Origin of the sequence: Neobacillus pocheonensis, assembly GCF_050477905.1 — a bacterium.
In the GTDB taxonomy this organism is placed as follows: Bacteria; Bacillota; Bacilli; order Bacillales; family Cytobacillaceae; genus Neobacillus; species Neobacillus pocheonensis_A.
Genome location: NZ_JBCNAD010000036.1, coordinates 25,343 through 42,521, shown reverse-complemented (window position 1 = coordinate 42,521; position 17,179 = coordinate 25,343). Strand labels below are relative to the sequence as shown.

General features: G+C 36.9%; 16 protein-coding genes and 1 pseudogene. 14 read left to right on the top strand and 3 right to left on the bottom strand.

The features are described 5' to 3' along the window. The first annotated feature begins 12 nt into the window (after positions 1 to 12). The 10 genes and pseudogenes from ABES02_RS20015 (at position 13) to ABES02_RS19970 (ending at position 8,842) form a co-directional block, all read left to right on the top strand. The gene (locus tag ABES02_RS20015; protein WP_430138845.1) at positions 13 to 1,440 is read left to right on the top strand and encodes an aldehyde dehydrogenase family protein; all 1,428 of its coding nucleotides are present in this window, start codon (positions 13 to 15) and stop codon (positions 1,438 to 1,440) included. Between the two features lie 168 nt (positions 1,441 to 1,608). Further along, complete coding sequence (locus ABES02_RS20010; RefSeq protein ID WP_430138903.1) at positions 1,609 to 3,120, top strand: spore germination protein; 1,512 nt, start codon at positions 1,609 to 1,611, stop codon at positions 3,118 to 3,120. Continuing rightward, positions 3,113 to 4,222 (top strand): Ger(x)C family spore germination protein, encoded by a 1,110-nt coding sequence (locus tag ABES02_RS20005; RefSeq protein ID WP_430138841.1) that lies wholly within the window; start codon positions 3,113 to 3,115, stop codon positions 4,220 to 4,222. The genes ABES02_RS20010 and ABES02_RS20005 overlap by 8 nt, the downstream gene beginning before the upstream one ends. 19 nt (positions 4,223 to 4,241) lie before the next feature. Continuing rightward, positions 4,242 to 5,351, top strand: a complete 1,110-nt coding sequence (locus tag ABES02_RS20000; protein ID WP_430138838.1) for a GerAB/ArcD/ProY family transporter — start codon at positions 4,242 to 4,244, stop codon at positions 5,349 to 5,351. 24 nt (positions 5,352 to 5,375) lie between these two features. Continuing rightward, positions 5,376 to 5,739, top strand: a pseudogene (locus tag ABES02_RS19995) (aldehyde dehydrogenase family protein); the annotation flags it as partial. A gap of 348 nt (positions 5,740 to 6,087) precedes the next feature. Continuing rightward, positions 6,088 to 6,474, top strand: coding sequence for an FxsA family protein (locus ABES02_RS19990; protein WP_430138835.1), 387 nt, complete (start codon positions 6,088 to 6,090; stop codon positions 6,472 to 6,474). Positions 6,475 to 6,667: 193 nt separating this feature from the next. Beyond that, positions 6,668 to 7,411 carry a cation diffusion facilitator family transporter gene (locus tag ABES02_RS19985; protein ID WP_430138832.1) on the top strand — a complete coding sequence of 248 codons (744 nt, stop codon included), beginning with the start codon at positions 6,668 to 6,670 and terminating at the stop codon, positions 7,409 to 7,411. A gap of 79 nt (positions 7,412 to 7,490) precedes the next feature. Then, positions 7,491 to 8,093 carry a YitT family protein gene (locus tag ABES02_RS19980; protein ID WP_430138829.1) on the top strand — a complete coding sequence of 201 codons (603 nt, stop codon included), beginning with the start codon at positions 7,491 to 7,493 and terminating at the stop codon, positions 8,091 to 8,093. Between the two features lie 192 nt (positions 8,094 to 8,285). Further along, entirely contained in the window at positions 8,286 to 8,609 is a 324-nt protein-coding gene (locus ABES02_RS19975; protein ID WP_430138827.1) for a heavy metal-binding domain-containing protein, read from the top strand. Between the two features lie 2 nt (positions 8,610 to 8,611). Continuing rightward, positions 8,612 to 8,842 (top strand): hypothetical protein, encoded by a 231-nt coding sequence (locus ABES02_RS19970; RefSeq protein WP_430138825.1) that lies wholly within the window; start codon positions 8,612 to 8,614, stop codon positions 8,840 to 8,842. A gap of 243 nt (positions 8,843 to 9,085) precedes the next feature. On the opposite strand, the gene ABES02_RS19965 is transcribed toward ABES02_RS19970, so the two are convergent. Then, positions 9,086 to 9,742 carry a DsbA family oxidoreductase gene (locus ABES02_RS19965; protein WP_430138900.1) on the bottom strand — a complete coding sequence of 219 codons (657 nt, stop codon included), beginning with the start codon at positions 9,740 to 9,742 and terminating at the stop codon, positions 9,086 to 9,088. A gap of 199 nt (positions 9,743 to 9,941) precedes the next feature. Here ABES02_RS19965 and ABES02_RS19960 point away from each other — a divergent pair, with 199 nt between their 5' ends. Further along, the gene (locus tag ABES02_RS19960) at positions 9,942 to 10,595 is read left to right on the top strand and encodes a 2OG-Fe(II) oxygenase (RefSeq protein WP_430138822.1); all 654 of its coding nucleotides are present in this window, start codon (positions 9,942 to 9,944) and stop codon (positions 10,593 to 10,595) included. 6 nt (positions 10,596 to 10,601) lie between these two features. On the opposite strand, the gene ABES02_RS19955 is transcribed toward ABES02_RS19960, so the two are convergent. After that, a complete protein-coding gene (locus ABES02_RS19955; protein WP_430138819.1) occupies positions 10,602 to 11,843 on the bottom strand; it encodes an LOG family protein in 1,242 nt (413 codons plus the stop codon). A gap of 749 nt (positions 11,844 to 12,592) precedes the next feature. Between ABES02_RS19955 and ABES02_RS19950 the strand changes: the two genes are divergently transcribed. Both ABES02_RS19950 and folE read left to right on the top strand, forming a co-directional pair. Then, positions 12,593 to 14,308: an aromatic amino acid hydroxylase gene (locus ABES02_RS19950; protein WP_430138816.1), complete on the top strand. Its 1,716-nt coding sequence runs from the start codon at positions 12,593 to 12,595 to the stop codon at positions 14,306 to 14,308. 64 nt (positions 14,309 to 14,372) lie between these two features. Beyond that, complete coding sequence (gene folE / locus ABES02_RS19945) at positions 14,373 to 15,011, top strand: GTP cyclohydrolase I FolE (RefSeq protein WP_430138813.1); 639 nt, start codon at positions 14,373 to 14,375, stop codon at positions 15,009 to 15,011. 116 nt (positions 15,012 to 15,127) lie between these two features. On the opposite strand, the gene ABES02_RS19940 is transcribed toward folE, so the two are convergent. Then, positions 15,128 to 15,583: an N-acetyltransferase gene (locus ABES02_RS19940; RefSeq protein ID WP_430138810.1), complete on the bottom strand. Its 456-nt coding sequence runs from the start codon at positions 15,581 to 15,583 to the stop codon at positions 15,128 to 15,130. A gap of 250 nt (positions 15,584 to 15,833) precedes the next feature. On the opposite strand from ABES02_RS19940, the gene ABES02_RS19935 reads away from it, so the two are divergent. Further along, the gene (locus ABES02_RS19935; RefSeq protein ID WP_430138807.1) at positions 15,834 to 17,018 is read left to right on the top strand and encodes a cytochrome P450; all 1,185 of its coding nucleotides are present in this window, start codon (positions 15,834 to 15,836) and stop codon (positions 17,016 to 17,018) included. Positions 17,019 to 17,179: the final 161 nt, after the last annotated feature.

Sequence of the window (17,179 nt, the reverse complement as noted above, 5' to 3'; positions counted from 1 at the left end):
GGGAGGGTCAACATGCGGCTCGGTTCGATTATTAATGGTCAAGAAAGAAATGAACCTAATCGGGAAACACTTGAAGTAAAAAATCCCTACAACCAAGAAAAAGTAGCGGAATTAGCTTTAGCGACGGAAACCGATCTGAATGAGGCAGTAGAAAATGCCTTTGAAACTTTTCATTCTACGATGAAGAAGATGCCTGCTCATCAACGAAGTGATATTTTACGAAAAGCTGCCGACCTATTAGAGGAAAAGCCGGAGGATTTTATAGACACAATTGTCCGAGAGGCTGGTAAACCTATCAAATATAGCAAAGATGAGATCGATCGTTCCGTTCAAGTCCTCCGGTTTGCTTCGGAACTTGCCAAAAATATTACAGGAGAAGTTCTGGCAATGGATGCAGCTATAGGCGGGGAAAATCGAATGGGGCTTGTGAAACGAATCCCATTAGGTGTGGTGGGAGCCATTACTCCCTTTAACTTTCCGCTGAATCTGTCCTTGCATAAAATTGCACCAGCGATTGCTGCAGGTAATACGATTGTTTTCAAACCTGCCGAGAAAACACCTGTGTCGGGTTATAAATTAGTCAAGTTATTTCAGGAAGCGGGCCTTCCGAATGGGGCATTAAACTTGTTAATGGGAACGGGAGAGGTAGGGGCACCTCTTGTCACACATGAAAAAGTCCATAAAATTTCGTTTACAGGAAGCTTAGCAGTCGGAAAGAAAATTCGTGAAACTGCCGGCTTTAAAAAAGTAACCCTTGAATTAGGCTCCAATTCCCCTAATATCATTTTCGAAGATGGAGACTTACAAACGGCTGTAACAAGATTAGTAACTGGAGCTTTTTCATTTTCAGGACAAGTTTGTATCCATGCTCAACGAATCTTTGTACAAAGAAATGTTTATCAGTCATTTTTGGATCAGTTTATCAATGAAACAAGGGCATTGAAAATTGGGGATCCAATGGAGCAAGCCACCGATATCGGGCCCATGATCACTGAGAAAGAAGCAGAACGAGCTAAGCTTTGGATTGATGACGCGGTAAGAAATGGTGCAAAAATAGAAGTGGGCGGTGAACGAAACGGAACCATTCTTTCCCCGACCATCATGACCAATGTTGATCGTAATATGAAAATAATCGCAGAAGAGGTTTTTGCACCGATCGTATCAGTCATTCCGTTTGATACAGAAGAGGAAGTCATCGGATATGCCAATGACTCGATTTACGGTTTGCAAGCTGGTGTCTTCACCCAGGATATTGACCGAGCCATCAGGGTAGCAAACCAATTAGAAATAGGCGGTGTTTGGATTAATGATATCTCTACCTACCGGCAGGATAATCTTCCTTACGGCGGTGTAAAACAAAGTGGTGTAGGCAGAGAAGGAATTAAATATGCTATAGAAGAAATGACGGAACTGAAATTTATTGGCATTAAATTAAAGTAGGACCGTGGGGACGGTTCACATGACCGATGAATAGTATCCCTTTTGAAAAAAAGATAACAGCTTGAAAAGAGTCTGAACTTTCCCCCAACTACTGGTGTGTTAATTAAAGAGTCTCTTATAGAGAAAGCTTACATTTAATTGAAAATACAAATCCATTTGGTGATTCGAATGTCTTTCAAGTTTATAGATCGGTTTTTAAATAGTCAAAAGTCTGAGAACGAAACAAAGTCAATAAAAACTATTTTTCAACAAGCTGCTAAATCGAGTGATTTCCATCAATTTTCATTATCTGAAGAACAGGATATTACAATTAGTTACTATAAAAGTATGGTAGATCCCAAAAAAATAAATAACCTCCTTCTTCCGTCAATTCAAGAACATATAAAGAAAATCAGTAAAATTAATGATATAAAAAAATTTATTCCGTTTGAGGACGTTCAAGTTACAAGTAATCCTCTAGATATTGAGAAAAGGCTAATCAAAGGCTATGTTATTCTTCAATTCAAGGATTTAAGTGAAGATTTTTTGACGATAAATATAGAAAATACGAATCTTGGTTATCGAGAAAATAATGATACTGAAAATGAATTTAGTGTTATTGGACCAAAAGTTGGGTTTGTAGAAAATATTGGTATTAATCTTCATCTGTTAAGAATGCAATTAGCTGTTCCAGAGTTAGTATTTGAGGAAATAACAATAGGTACAATGTCCAAAACAGAAGTAGTTATTGCGTATTTGGATGGTATTACCAATCCGGAATATATTCAAACTGTTCGACAGCGATTGAAGAATATCGATTTTGATGTTATTTTCGATAATTCCCAAATTGATCAAATTATTTCAGACAACTCAAATACTCCCTTTCCTATTTTTTTATCTACTGAGCGGATTGACAGGGTTATATATGCGATGGTATTAGGGCAAGTTGCGATCTTAACGAATGGATCCCCTTACATTATTACTGGGCCAACAACGATCTTAGATTTTTTCATTTCTCCCGAAGATTATTATCTTAATTGGGTACTTGGCTCGTTTTTTCGAATCATTCGCATTATTAGTGTTATTTTCTCGTTGTTTGCTACACCAATATATGTTGCAATATTAACCTTTCATTATGAAGTTGTACCTGATGATTTATTGGAACCCCTTATTAGTTCAAGAGCTCATGTTCCATTTCCTCCGGTATTGGAAGCTATTTTTTTGGAAATTACCATTGAATTGTTGAGAGAGGCGGGGGCACGCTTGCCGACAAAAATTGGACAAACACTGGGTATTGTAGGTGGTATTGTAATCGGTCAGGCATCTGTCCAAGCTGCTCTAACAAGTAATGTTTTACTTATTATTGTTTCATTGTCTGCACTTGCTTCTTTCACAACTCCTATCTTTAAAATGTCAAATGCAATTCGTCTCGTACGGTTTCCTCTTATTTTATTTGCAGCATTTTTGGGCGGCTTTGGAATTATCATAGGGTTCGTTCTTCTGTTAGGACATTTATTAAAGCTTAAATCCTTGGGGAATCCATATATGGTCCCTCTATTTCCTCTTAGAATAAAGAACTTTCGCGACAGTTTTATTCGATCATCATATAAGTTTACAACTACACGAAGCAGATTTTTAAGACCTCTTTCACTAAAAAGATATACACCAAATCAAGATAAGGATGATATTAATAATGAATAGTCAAAAGCGAAAAAATATAAGGTATTTTTGTGCTCTTTTGCCTCTCATTTTGATTATTCCTGGTTGCTCTTTTCCACGGCAAAAAATTATCGATGATGTGCAACTTCCTAAAGTATTAGGTTTTGACAAAGTTGATAACCAGTATGTTGGAACTGTACTTTATTCTGATTATACGGGAGACGAAAAAAAAGGTGGGAGCACTATTTTACAAGGGAAAGCAAGGAAATCCCAGTTAATAAAACAATCTTTAAATGCACAATCTCCTAAACCGATAGAAATTGGAAAGTTGAACCTTGTAATCTTTGGAAAAAAACTAGCTGAAAATGGGGTGTCTTATTTTGTTAAGACCGTTTGCAGGGATCCTTTGATTGGAAGCAATATGTTAATAGCGGTTTCAGAAGAACCAGCAGGAGAATTTTTAATGAAAAATAAAGATAAAAGCAGCGACTATCCTTATAAATTGATTGAACAAAATTATAAAAATCAAAATGTTCCGATTCCAACTTTGCAAAGTTTTTTATTTGATTTCTATGGAGCGGGAAGAGACCCCTCCATACCTTATTTAAAGATAAATCAAAAGGGAAACATTGAGGTAAACGGGCTAGCAGTGTTAAAAAATGACAGATTGAGACTTATCTTAAATCAAAAAGAAAGCTTTTTATATAAAATATTAAGAGGAAGAGTTATTAGAGGGCAAACAGAATTTAACATACATAAGGGGCAGTTGGAGGATTCAGCAATATTAATTATTTTATATGGAAAAAACAAAAAATCAATTATTAACAAAGGATCGAAATCAAAGGTGACATTCAATATAACAGTAAACGGTATGGTAAAGGATTTTCCAGACTGGCTAGATTTAAGGAAAAAACAAAATAACATATTATTAAAAAAGCAATTGGAAAAACAAATGAAAAAGGATTTCGAAGACCTATTCGTAAAACTTCAAAAACATCAAGTCGATCCTTTAGGTATAGGTGATTTAGCAAGGGCGTATTCAAAAAAATGGAACGAAAAGGAGTTTTATGAAAAGGTGTACCCAACTATTGCATTGGATATAAATTTAAAAATAGAACTATCTCATGCAGGGATTGGCGAGTAAAAGGAAAGGGTGATTGACCGTGAGTAAACAATTAAATGAAAGTTTCACAGTATCTCCCTTTTTTTTATTTTTCCTTATTCACAGTACCCAAACCGGTGTAGGCTTGTTGAATTTTCAAAGTAAAATAATAAAGGGAGCAGAACAGGATGCATGGGTTTCAATTGTATTGGTTGGAATCAGTTTTCATCTCATTATTTGGCTACTGTATTTCTTATTAAAGAAATCAAATAATGGAGATATTATGTCTTTACATCAACAATTATTCGGGAGATGGCTAGGAAACGCATTAAATATTTTTTTTTATGGATACTTGATTTTAATTGTTTCAACTATAATTAGGTCCTATTTATCAGTTCTGGTTACTTGGGTTTTTCCTTATACCCCTATCTGGTATTTATCACTTATTATGATTTTTGTTATTTCATATTTGGTTATTGGAGGCTTCAGGGTTATTACCGGTATTTGTTTTTGGGGGATGCTAATCCCTTCGCTCCTTCTGTTTACGCTATATTTTCCAATCCAATATGCTTACTGGACGAATTTATTACCCGTTTTTAATCACAGCTTAAGTGACTATTTTGTATCTGCAAAAGAAAGTATCCTTATGTACTCAGGACCAGAATTTTTACTTATATATTTTCCTTTTATTAAAAATAATCAAATTTCTCAAAAATGGGCCCACATTTCACAAGCGTATACAACCATTTTATATTTATTTATTACAGTCATATCATTTGTATATTTTAGTCAGGGGCAGCTTGAACATGGTACTTGGCCAACCCTCATGATGTCAAAAATTATCCGCTTTCCATTTATCGAAAGATTTGAATATATCTATATTTTTTTATGGCTCTTAGTGATTCTTCCCCCTTGTTGTATGGCATTGTGGGGGGCGATTCGAGTTTTGAAAGAATCGTTTAAATTTAAATCTAGAATGTCATTATGGATATCAATTATTATCGTTCATTTCATGGTTATTAATGTCAAAAGTAAAATGGATGTTGAGGAAATAGGGGGCTTCTTGACAATTGTCGCCTCCAGCTTCCTATATTTTTATATACCAATATTGTTTATATTTTTTCTCATTATTCAAGCCTTTAAAAAAGCCAAGAGTGTAGGGATAGATTAATTCAATTTGCTAATTAATTAATAAGATCAAATTCTTTCCCCGACCAACATGACCAATGTTAATCGTAATGTGAAAATTATCGCAGAAGAGGTTTTTGCACCGATCGTATCAGTCATTCCGTTTGATACAGAAGGTGGAAGTCATCGGATATGCCAATGACTCCATTTACGGTTTGCAAGCGGGTGTCTTCACCCAGGATATTGACCGAGCAATCAGGGTAGCAGACCAATTAGAAATAGGAGGTGTTTGGATTAACGATATCTCTACCTATCGGCAGGATAATCTGCCTTACGGCGGTGTAAAACAAAGTGGTGTAGGCAGAGAAGGAATTAAATATGCTATAGAAGAAATGACGGAACTGAAATTTATTGGCATTAAATTAAAGTAGGACCGTGGGGACGGTTCTTATGGCTCATTTTAAATAAGAATATAACGGTTTTAATACAATAGATATGTTCTGTTTTTCGTCACAACGAATGTTGTGAATAAATCAAATATAAAAATAAAAATACTGAGCTTGGACACATCTTACAACGTGCCAAGCTTTTTTGATTTCAAAGTTAGGTTTAAGTGGCTTCTTATATTAAAAAATACGTCGAAACCTTTCCCGTTTTTAATCGTATGTAAAGATAAACTTTATTACAGAGAGTCCATTGGCTCGAAATACGATATTCAGAAATGCAAGATGGAATAAAGGCATAATACTATATTCAATTCAATTGAAAGGTGGACAAACATGCGCTTTTTATTTTTATTAATCATTATTATTCCTGCAATGGATATAGGTGTTTTGTTGTTTTCTGGTAAAACAATTGGTGTTTGGCCGACATTGATTTTTATTATTTTAACAGGAATAATTGGAGCCTATTTAGCGAAAAGAGAGGGACTGCAAACGATTCGCAGGGCACAGGAGGAACTGCGTTACGGACAAATTCCTAGTGAATCTGTTTTAGATGGGATTTGTATTCTAATTGGCGGTACACTACTTTTGACTCCAGGATTTATCACGGATTTATTTGGATTGCTAATGCTTTTTCGGCCCACAAGAAAGCTAGTTAAATTCTTTATGAAAAATTCATTTCGAAAATGGATCGATAGAGGAAATATTAAGATAATAAAATAAAAAGTCAGCTTCCGAGATTTGGAAGCTGACTTTTCTTTTCGTTTAAATACACATCTATTATATTGAAACTCTCTGCTTTTAAACTTTTTTCAAATATTTGATTATAAAAAAAATAATAAAAAATCATTTTTATCAATATTTCCCATTCCCATTGGAACACTAGAAAGAGAAAAGAGATGGGGGAGGTTAGGATGTGGAGATTAAGCAAGTGATTGAAAATTTTTTGAGTCTAATTAAACAAGGTAACAAATCTTCTGCATTAGCCATGATAGGTAATACGGTTATTGCGGTTACTGAGTTTATAGCAGGAGCAATTAGTGGAAGTGGAGTCATGTTTGCGGCGGCTATGCACTCTTTAGGAGATGCAGTGAACCAAGGATTCATTTTTATTGGAAGTGTTATATCCCAAAAACAACCGTCAAAACGGTTTCCAAATGGTTTTGAACGTTTGAACCATATTTTTAGCATAATAGCGGCATTAGTTGTCTTAACGATGGCATATGAAACGATCCGTGAGGGATGTCATTTAATTAAGCATCCTGTTGAACCAGGTATAGGCATAATGATGAACGTTTTTATCTTAATTCTAAACCTGGTTATTGATGGAACTGTTTTAATTAAAGCTATGAAAGAAATAAGTCAGGAAGCTGGGGTAACAGTAAAAGGGCTCAGAATTGCCCTTGAATCATTTAAAAATGTAGGCAGAGCAACTCCTCCAACAAGATTTGTCTTCTACGAAGATCTTGTGTCGGTTACAAGTGCGTTGTTAGCTTTAATTGCAGTAGTAATAACCTCGATTACAAATTTACATCATTTAGATGGAGTTTTCACAATTATTATTGGATTGTTGATGATTGGTGTTTCTATTCGAGTGGCCTACGATAATATTGTAGAGCTAATTGGAAGTTCACCTATTGTGAGATTAAAGAACGAATAGCAAAAATAATTTTAATAGTAGGCGTATTAATGTTTGACATCTATTAATTCGACCCATGTTAATAGGGAGTGATGAGACTATGTATATTTTTAAGAAAACGTGTGTCATATTGGTGGGCAGTATTTTGTTATCAATTGGCATTAATTTCTTTTTAGTCCCATTTGAATTACTTGATGGTGGATTAATTGGTATGGGGTTGATTATTAAGTATTTAACTGGAATGAAACCTGGACTAGCTATTGTTTTTTTAAGTGTACCTATATTTGCACTGGCCTGGTTTCACAACAAAAGCTACTTTTATAATAGTATTCATGGGATGTTGTTTTCTTCGTTTGTTATTGACCTATTGGCTCCTTCACGATCCATTTTACCAGAAATTCAAATCCCGCCTGTTTTTAGTTCTATTTTGGGAGGGATATTCGTTGGATTAGGTATTGGTATCATGCTCCGGCATGAAACAAGCACAGGGGGAACAGATCTATTAGCACAATTTTTATCCAAGATTTTTAAAATCAATGTTGGGATTATGATATTTATTTTCGATGCATTGGTGGTTTGTCTTGGCGGATTGTTAATCTCTAAGGAAACCTTTTTCTTATCTGGCCTAACAATAACGGTTGTTGGTTTATTCACCAGCTTATGTACTTGGAATATGCAAAGAACAAATATAAAGACCAGTTGAAGAGATGAATCTTGTTTGGTGTTTAATTTAACTAAAAATGACAGTAGTATTGATCATATTTTTCTTTTAATGATCCATATGATTTAATTGTAAATATTTAGCGACAATTGTAAATATTCCCTTTATAATGAACAGTAGATTAGTACGGTTGCAATAAGACTTTTGTATTATTTATTAAAAAGGGGAGTGTTTATGTTAGTTGTAACGAAAGAACAGATTGATGGCTATAAAATTAAAGAAATAAAAGGGGCTTGTTTTGGTCTGGTTGTAAGAAGTCGTGGTTTTGCTGGACAAGTTACTGCTGCGTTTAGGTCACTTGTAGGCGGAGAAATACATGAATATACAGAAATGCTTGAGGATGCTAGAAAACAAGCAATGGACCGATTAACACAAAACGCTCATGCAATGGGTGCTAATGCAGTTGTGATGTTTCGATTTGATTCAGGAGAAATTGGGCAAAACATGAGTGAAATAGTAGCTTACGGGACAGCTGTAGTAGTTGAAAAGGTTGAATAAATATGAAATGGGTTTTGTATTACCTGGTATTTCAAATTTGTTTAATACTTTTCTTTTGGGTTTTTTCTAAACGTAAAGATAGACGTTATAAAGAAAATAATGATGATTTATCACAAGATTTTGAGCCTACCCAGGAAGTTTCTATTGATCCCGTATCAAAGGTAATTAAACGCGTTTATGTGAATCCGAAAAACGGTGAACGCAGATATATCGAAGAAAAAGGTGAAGAATAGATAAGGAAGTGTTTGTTCACCAAAAGGATGAATGAGTGAATAAACAGTTCTGTCATATAGATAGCTTTTCTTGATTCACTTGTTTCCTCCTTGTGAATGATACTTATGCTTTTTATCTGTAAAATTATTAATAACTTACGATAAACTTTGGATAGCTGAAACATTCTCGATTTCTTCAAAGGTACGAAGCGGCATGCCAAAAAATGAAAGCGCCTGATGGAGGCGCTTTTCAGTTTTCTGCGTTTATTTTTTCGGGATCTCGCAGCCGTCGTCATCACAGCTGGCGCCACTTTGTCCACCCAAGTTTGTGAATGGGCCATCCTGTTGCATGACTTGATTAAGAGCTTGGACAAATGTTTCGAGAGGCTGGGCCCCGGTGAGCGAATATTTTTTGTTGATAAGGAAGAATGGTACGCTTCGAATCCCGTATTGCTGCGCTTGAACTTCGTCTGCGTAAACGGCATCACTCATTTCCTTGCCTGCCAGCATCTCTCTTACGGCCGAGCCCTCCATTCCAATTTCTTCAGCCAGCTGTACGAGAGTGGCATGGTCACCTATGTGCTTGCCATGGGTGAAATACGCACGCAGGAGTCGTTCGGTCATTTCCTTCATCAACCCATACCTTTTAGCAAACATCGTTAGTCGATGTGCATCAAAGGTATTAGTTAAAATGACTGAATTAAAGTTATACTCCAATCCAACGTCACGAGCCATGCGTTCCGTGTTACGGCAGCTCGCCTGTGCCTGATCGATATTCATTCCATATTTTTTTGACAAACTTTCATAGACATTATAGGGAACATCTCGTTCTGTTGATGGATCTAATTCAAAGCAGCGATACACGACTTCCACAGGAAAATCCATTTTCTGAATAGCGTCATCCAGACGCTTTTTGCCAATATAGCAAAATGGTCAAGCAAAATCAGTCCACATTTCAATTAACATGACGGGTTCCTCCTTTTTTCGGTTGCTTTCATTAGGATATCAATACAATCCTTTTTCTAAAAAAATTAAGAAATCCTTGGGAAAAGGCGCTTTCTTCAACAGACTCCTGATATAATTATTTTGAAAATTAAAATAATTAAAGGGGTGATGGCAGTTGACATTGGATATCAAAGAATTAACCATTAAAGAACAAACTATTTTTAATCACATTGGAAATAAAATCAAAACAGAAGATAGAGAAATTAACATAATTGCCAGATTAGAAGAACCACTAATCGTTGTTTTAGCAAATGTTTTAAGTGATGAAGAAAGTGATGCGTTAATCAAGTTCTCTAAAGATAAACTTCAGCGTTCAAAAATTGGAAATACACGTGAAGAAAATGAACTCAGAACAAGCAGCAGTATGTTTTTTCAGCAAGGCGAAAATGATCTTGTTGCTAGAATTGAAAAAAGAATATCCTATATCATGAATATACCTGTTGAACATGGAGAAGGTCTTCAAGTTCTTAATTATAAAATTGGTCAAGAGTATAAAGCTCATTTTGATTTTTTTTCACCTTCCAAAGTAGGTAACAATCCCAGAATTAGCACACTCGTCATGTACCTAAATGATGTAGAGCAGGGTGGGGAAACTTATTTTCCAAAACTTAATTTTTCAGTCTCTCCACAAAAAGGGATGGCTGTTTACTTTGAATATTTCTATAATGATCATACGATAAACGAGTTAACTTTACATGGCGGAGCACCAGTTATCATTGGAGATAAGTGGGCGGCAACACAATGGATGAGAAGAAAAAAATTAAACTAAACCAATTTAGACCTTTAATGTTAATTGATTTTTCCGGGATAATTGTTCGACAAAAGCCCTTGTTTTTTCAAATGCTTCCTCTGGGCCGGCTGCCACTTCGGCAAGATAGGCTTCATCGGGTAATTGATCATCTACACCGGGTATCTTAATCCGATCACCATAGCTATTAATGGCCCCATGTTCACGCATATTGTCGATACATTTAAACAGTGGCTCCCAATATTCGGGATGGACAAAAATAGCCTTTGTTCGATGTCTTCGCAGGTGATTGGTTTGAATTTTTGAAAGGGTTTCGTAAACTTCCCAGGCAGTACCAAAACCTCCTGGCCAAAACAGGATGACATGTGAGTAATTAATCAGAACTCCCTCTCTAATCGAAAAGTTGTTCATCCTTAACCGCTGATTGGAATGGACAGAGTAGGTATCCTTTAAATTAAAAAAATTATCTACACCAAACTGACAGTCAATCCCAATTACATGGGCGTGCTGGCTTCTTGCCCCTTGAGCTGCCGCCCGCATAATTCCCGGTCCGCCGCCAGTACAAAGCGGCACATAACAGCCACCCAGTGCCTTTTCCTGTTCGTTGGCAGAATAGTGTCCCCATAATTCCCCGAACTTGTAGGCAGAATCCCAATATTTTGCACTTTTTTCTACAATTCTATTTTGTCGTTCAATTCGAAGCTTTGTTCTTTCCAATTTGTCCTGGAGCAGTCCCATGCAGAAGAGGTCTTTTTCCATTTCGATATCTGCCTGCAACTTTTTTGCATGGCTGTTAAGGATATCTAATTTCTCCTCGGCAATTTCTTTGCAGGAAATGGTGCCAGAACCCATTAATGAAATGACACCATATTTCGCTTCATAACTGAATAAAAGCTCGGCAGCATAGACGTCGGCAACGCTTTCATCCGTTCCAAGAGCCCTGTCATTGGGAACGAAACAGACTTGCGTTCCGATGACATGAAAGGAAGCCATGCAGGTTTCATTCGAGTAATTCTTCCAGCTCAAAATAAAGCCGTCTTCGTCGACATTATAGGACTCGGCATCCCCATTGTCATTGATATTACTAATGGATAAACTATAGTTCTTTGTTTTGGACGGTGTCCGTGGATCAAAGGTCATCGGTTCCTCAAACGTGATCTTGGCAATATTCTTATCCGTCTTTTCAATCCACCAGCCTGTACCTGATCCTGTCCATTCATTTGTCGCAGGTTCAAAAAATACCGTGCCATATAGTTCAATTTGCTTCATCTGAAAAACCTTCCTTTGTTCCTGTATAGATATTGCATTAGGGATTCTTGTTTCCATTATTATTCCATAAAGTCCCATTGGATATTAATAAAAAACTCCGATTAAAAAGCATCAATCATTTTGGAACTTGAATACAGTCAACATAAAAAGGTAAAAGCTGTTTTCATAAATATTTTTCCTAATGTTAGTATTTGAATGTAAAAATGATAACTGTAAACGATTTATTAGATGAAGAAAATATCTAAACCCGGGTAAAAATTGATTGTATATATGGTTTCGAAAAAAAATAGCATATTCGAATAGTAAGAAAGGAACACAAAGAAAGCATTCTGGGAGATTAGTCGTATTTAAGAAATTTTGCTTATGGAAGCTGACATAAAACCGATTATGTCGGAATTTTTAAGCAATAAAGTTATTGCAAAAAAACATTTGACAAGAAATAAATATCCTAGTATTTTATAAATATACTTTAATACCTAAAAGCGTTTAAGCGTTTAAGTAAAATAGCAAACATAGCAGCCTAGCATTTTAGTAGTACCTTCTTAACAGCAAATAGAGACTGGTCGGGTGGTGAAAGACCAGGGAAGAAGATGTATGAATTACACATGCACCAAAATGGGCAATTTTTATGAGTGGACCTGTATGTTAATGAAGGCGGGTCAAAAAGGGTGGTACCGCGGAGAGTTTCTTCGTCCCTTATGTGGGATAGAGGACTCTCTTTTTTATTTTTCAACAAGGAGTGATAGCAAATGGAAGCAACTTTAACAAAAATTCCAAAGCATTTACAAAAATACGTAGTGGATCAGCAATATGAAAAATACACCGCGATTGACCAGGCTGTTTGGCGTTATGTGATGAGACAAAACCATCATTTCTTAAAAAAATCTGCTCATCCAGCATACACGGGTGGCTTAAAATCCTCCGGTATTTCCATTGAAAAAATTCCAAATGTACATGAAATGAACGAGTCACTTTCACCTTTCGGCTGGAGCGCAGCCAACATAGATGGCTTCATTCCCGGAGTTGTTTTCTTCGATTTTCAAGCACATGGCATATTACCGATAGCTTCAGACATTCGGAAGCTGGAGAACATCCAATATACTCCCGCTCCCGATATCATTCATGAAGCGGCAGGACATGCGCCAATACTGGTAGATGAGAAATTCTCGGAATATGTAAAACTATTTGGAAGCATTGGCTCAAAGGCACTTGCAACAAGCGAAGAACATGGATTGTTTGAGGCGACCAGAGCATACTCGAATCTGTTAGAATCCGGTACAGCGACACAAGAAGAGATTGCAGCAGCAAAAGCCCTTTTTGAAGAAAAACAAACCAGTGTCACTGAACTGTCAGAGGCAGAGCAAATTTCCAGGTTGTACTGGTGGACGGTCGAATACGGATTGATTGGTACCATGGAGGATCCCAAGATTTACGGTGCTGGCCTCCTATCATCCGTGGCTGAAGGGAGAAGCAGTCTAACGGAATCGGTAGAAAAGCGGCCATTTTATTTACAAAGTGTGATTGAAACGGGCTTTGATATTACAAAACCTCAGCCCCAATTATTTGTATGTGAAAGCTTTGAGCAGTTAATTGAGGCGGTTAAGGAAATTGCCAGCACGATGGCATTCCATAAAGGCGGGACAGAAAGTCTCGAAAAGGCACTCCGCTCTAAGCATACGGCGACAATCCAATATAATTCCGGTGTTCAGCTTTCGGGTACATTAAGCACCATCTTAAAGGATGCGAATGGTGAGGCGGTTTATATTCGAACCGTGGGACCATCTGCTTTAGCCTTTAATAATAAAGAACTGCCTAGTCACGGGAGGGGAACACATAGTGATGGATTCGGTGCCCCGATTGGAAGATTGAAAGAGTTGACTTGCGCGCTAGAAGAGATGGTGATTGGAAAAGAGTATACCCTTCAATATGAAAGTGGTTTGACCTTGTCCGGAATCGTTCACCAATTCCTCCGTGAAAATGAAAAGCTTCTGGTTATTTCTTTCGAGAATTGTACGATTTCTTTTAATGGTGAAATCCTATTTCATCCTGAATGGGGTATTTTTGACTTAATCGTAGGAGAGTCGATTACTTCTGTTTTTGCCGGCGCGGCAGACTCCGAACAGTTTTTCGCCGATATGGCTGAATTGCAACAGAAGCCATTGACGCACGAGGAAGCAACCCCACTTGAAAAGCTATACAGCAAGGTAAGGGCATTTAGAGAGACGGTCGTGAACCGTGAAGAGTTAGAAGAAGGACTGAAAAGGGTCCTCGAAAAGCTTTCCGCTTACTTTCCAGAGGATTGGCTGCTTCGAGTGGAAATCCTTGAGCTCATGGAACAACAAAGGGTGTTATCTTCTTGGAAAAATGTCCTTCTCCAACAGTTGGATAACATCCAAAAGCTACATCCGGAATACCCGGAACTGATTCAGAGAGGAATACTATTAGCGAAAGGGAAGGATATCTAAATTCGATGGGATTAAGTAAACCTAATAGAATCATAACTTCATTAAAAACAAAAGAGGAGAAAAAATGTTTATAAAAGAATTTGAGGCCATTTCTAATAAATTCCCAGGAATTTTTCATGACCATTCCTCCGGGGCCAATCAAAAACCGGGTCAAGTTAATAATATTTTATTTGCCCTTAGAGATCTGATTGAATTATGCGGAGATACCCCTGATCGAGATGGCCTGCAAGAGACACCATATCGGGTGTTAAAAGCCTTTCTTGAGTATACGGAAGGATACCGAGAAGACCCTAAAACCCATTTAGAGAAAACGTTCGATGTATTTCATAAGGAACTCATTTTGGTGAAAGACATTGAATTCCATTCGATGTGTGAGCACCATTTCGCACCATTTTTCGGTGTTGCCCATGTAGGTTATCTGCCAGATGAAAAAATAACAGGTCTGTCCAAAATTGCACGCCTAGTTGAGGGATATGCAAAGAGATTTCAGGTTCAGGAACGTCTCACGAACGAAATTTCAGATGCAATAGAGGAAATTCTCCAGCCAAGAGGAACGATGGTGGTCATTGAGGCAAAACATATGTGTATGTGTGGAAGAGGGGTGAAGAAGTCGAGTGCCTCTACTATCACCTCCGCTGTTCGTGGTGTATTTGCTGATCAATCAGCCGCCAGGGCGGAGTTTTTATCTTTTTTACAAAGATAAATGGAGGGAGTATATCTAGCGGATCAATTTAACAAAAAATCTTTTCGTGATTAATTTTCAATTAATAAATTTAATGTATAATAATAAGATTCTCCTTGCTAGGAGAATCTTATTAATCAAAAAACATTCATTAACATCGCTGTTTCATCACAAGAATGGAGTTTAGGACAGTTTATGCAATCTTTCCACATTTTTTGAGGTAATTCATTTTTGTCTACCTGATTAAATCCTAATTTCGAAAAAAATGTAATTTGATAGGTTAAAGAAATAAGTTTATTAATTTGTATGTCTTCTGTTTCTTTAATGATTTGCTGAACGAGTGCTTTCCCGATTCCTTTTCCGACATAAGCAGGGTTTACGGCTAATGACCTTACCTCTGCCAAATTCCGGTCAAGGATCGTCAAACTGCAAATCCCAACAACTTCGTTATTTATAACTGCAACAACGAAACTTTGCAGATTTTCGTATATGGAAGAATAGGTTCGCGCTAACAGTTTTCCTTCTTTGGCATAATGTGAAATTAATTTATAGATCCCCTCTGAATCACTCATAACCGCTTTTCGAATTAACATCAAAAATCCCCCAGGATAATAAAATGGCTTTTTATATTAATATGAAACTGTCGAAATATAGTAAACTTTTAATAAATATACATCAAAATGATTTTTTATACAACTATTTATTTCAGCACACTTTATTTTTGATATGAAACTTCGTGAACTAATTTGTTCTAACTTTTCAGTCAAATTAGTCATTTATAATGAGATTGGGTTATATTTATATTTGTAGACTTTAATATCATTGATAAATGGGGTTGATTCGATGGACTCATTCTTTTCACCAGAAATTCGCCGAAATCCTTATCTAATGTACAAAATGATGCGTGAGACACAACCGGTATTATATTTTGAACCATATAACATCTGGTCTGTGTTTCGCTATGATGATGTTAAATCAGTCCTATCAGATCATACTCGATTTTCATCTCAATACGTTGATAAAAACTTGCCTCAAGCAAGTGCCTCCATGCAAACAAGAATGAACTCTAGTCTGATAACGAGTGATCCACCACGACACACAAAATTGCGTTCCCTCGTCAGCCGGGCATTTACTCCGAGAGCTATTGAAGCACTTGAGCCACGGATTTATGCCATTACCAATGAACTGATTGATCGAATTGCAGACAAAGAAGAGTTTGATCTTGTACAAGATCTCTCTTATCCTCTGCCAGTTATCATTATTGCCGAAATGCTCGGAATTCCAAGTGATGACCGTGAACAATTTAAGTATTGGTCAGATGTTGTCGTTGCCTCAGCAGATCAAGCAATTGGTGGAACGGGTGCTGACTCGACAAAAGTACACCAAGAAATGAATGAGTATTTCCGAAAGATTATAATGAAACGAAAAGAGAACCCACAAGACGATCTTATTAGCGCCTTAATCCAGGCTGAAGAGGATCATAATCATTTAAGCGAGGAAGATATACTATCATTTTGCTGGCTCTTACTGGTTGCCGGTAACGAAACCACAACAAATCTAATTAGCAATACGGTCCTTACCTTATTGGAACATCCGAGTGAGTTCGAACGCCTTCGCAACAACATGGAACTTTTACCTTCTGCAATTGAAGAGACGCTGCGTTATCGTTCTCCTGTGCAAGCCATGTTCCGCTTTGCGAAGCAGGATATCGAAATAAGCGGTACAACAATTCCAGAAGGAAGTCGAATCATCGCTTGGATTGGTTCAGCTAATCGTGATCCCGATAAGTTTGCCAATCCGGAACAATTTGATATGAATCGAACTCCGAATCCGCATATTGCATTTGGTCATGGAATCCATTTTTGCTTGGGTGCACCATTAGCTCGAATGGAAGCCAAAATTGCCCTTTCGTTGCTGTTATCTAGAATTTCAAAATTCGAACGGATAAATGATGAACCTCTGGAAATGGCGAGCGGTTTTATTGTACATGGAGTGAAGAATCTTCCTCTAAAGATTGTTGGTAAATAAAAAGGACCCCCAGGAGTATGCAAGAGTTGAAGACAAGAGCTGTCATTTTGGCAGCTTTTGTTTTTTAACAAACAGATGCAATTGTATATATCGAAATTGTTCTATTATGCTCTAATAAGGTGAGTTTACGACCCAAGATTTTATCGAAACGGATAATCGTT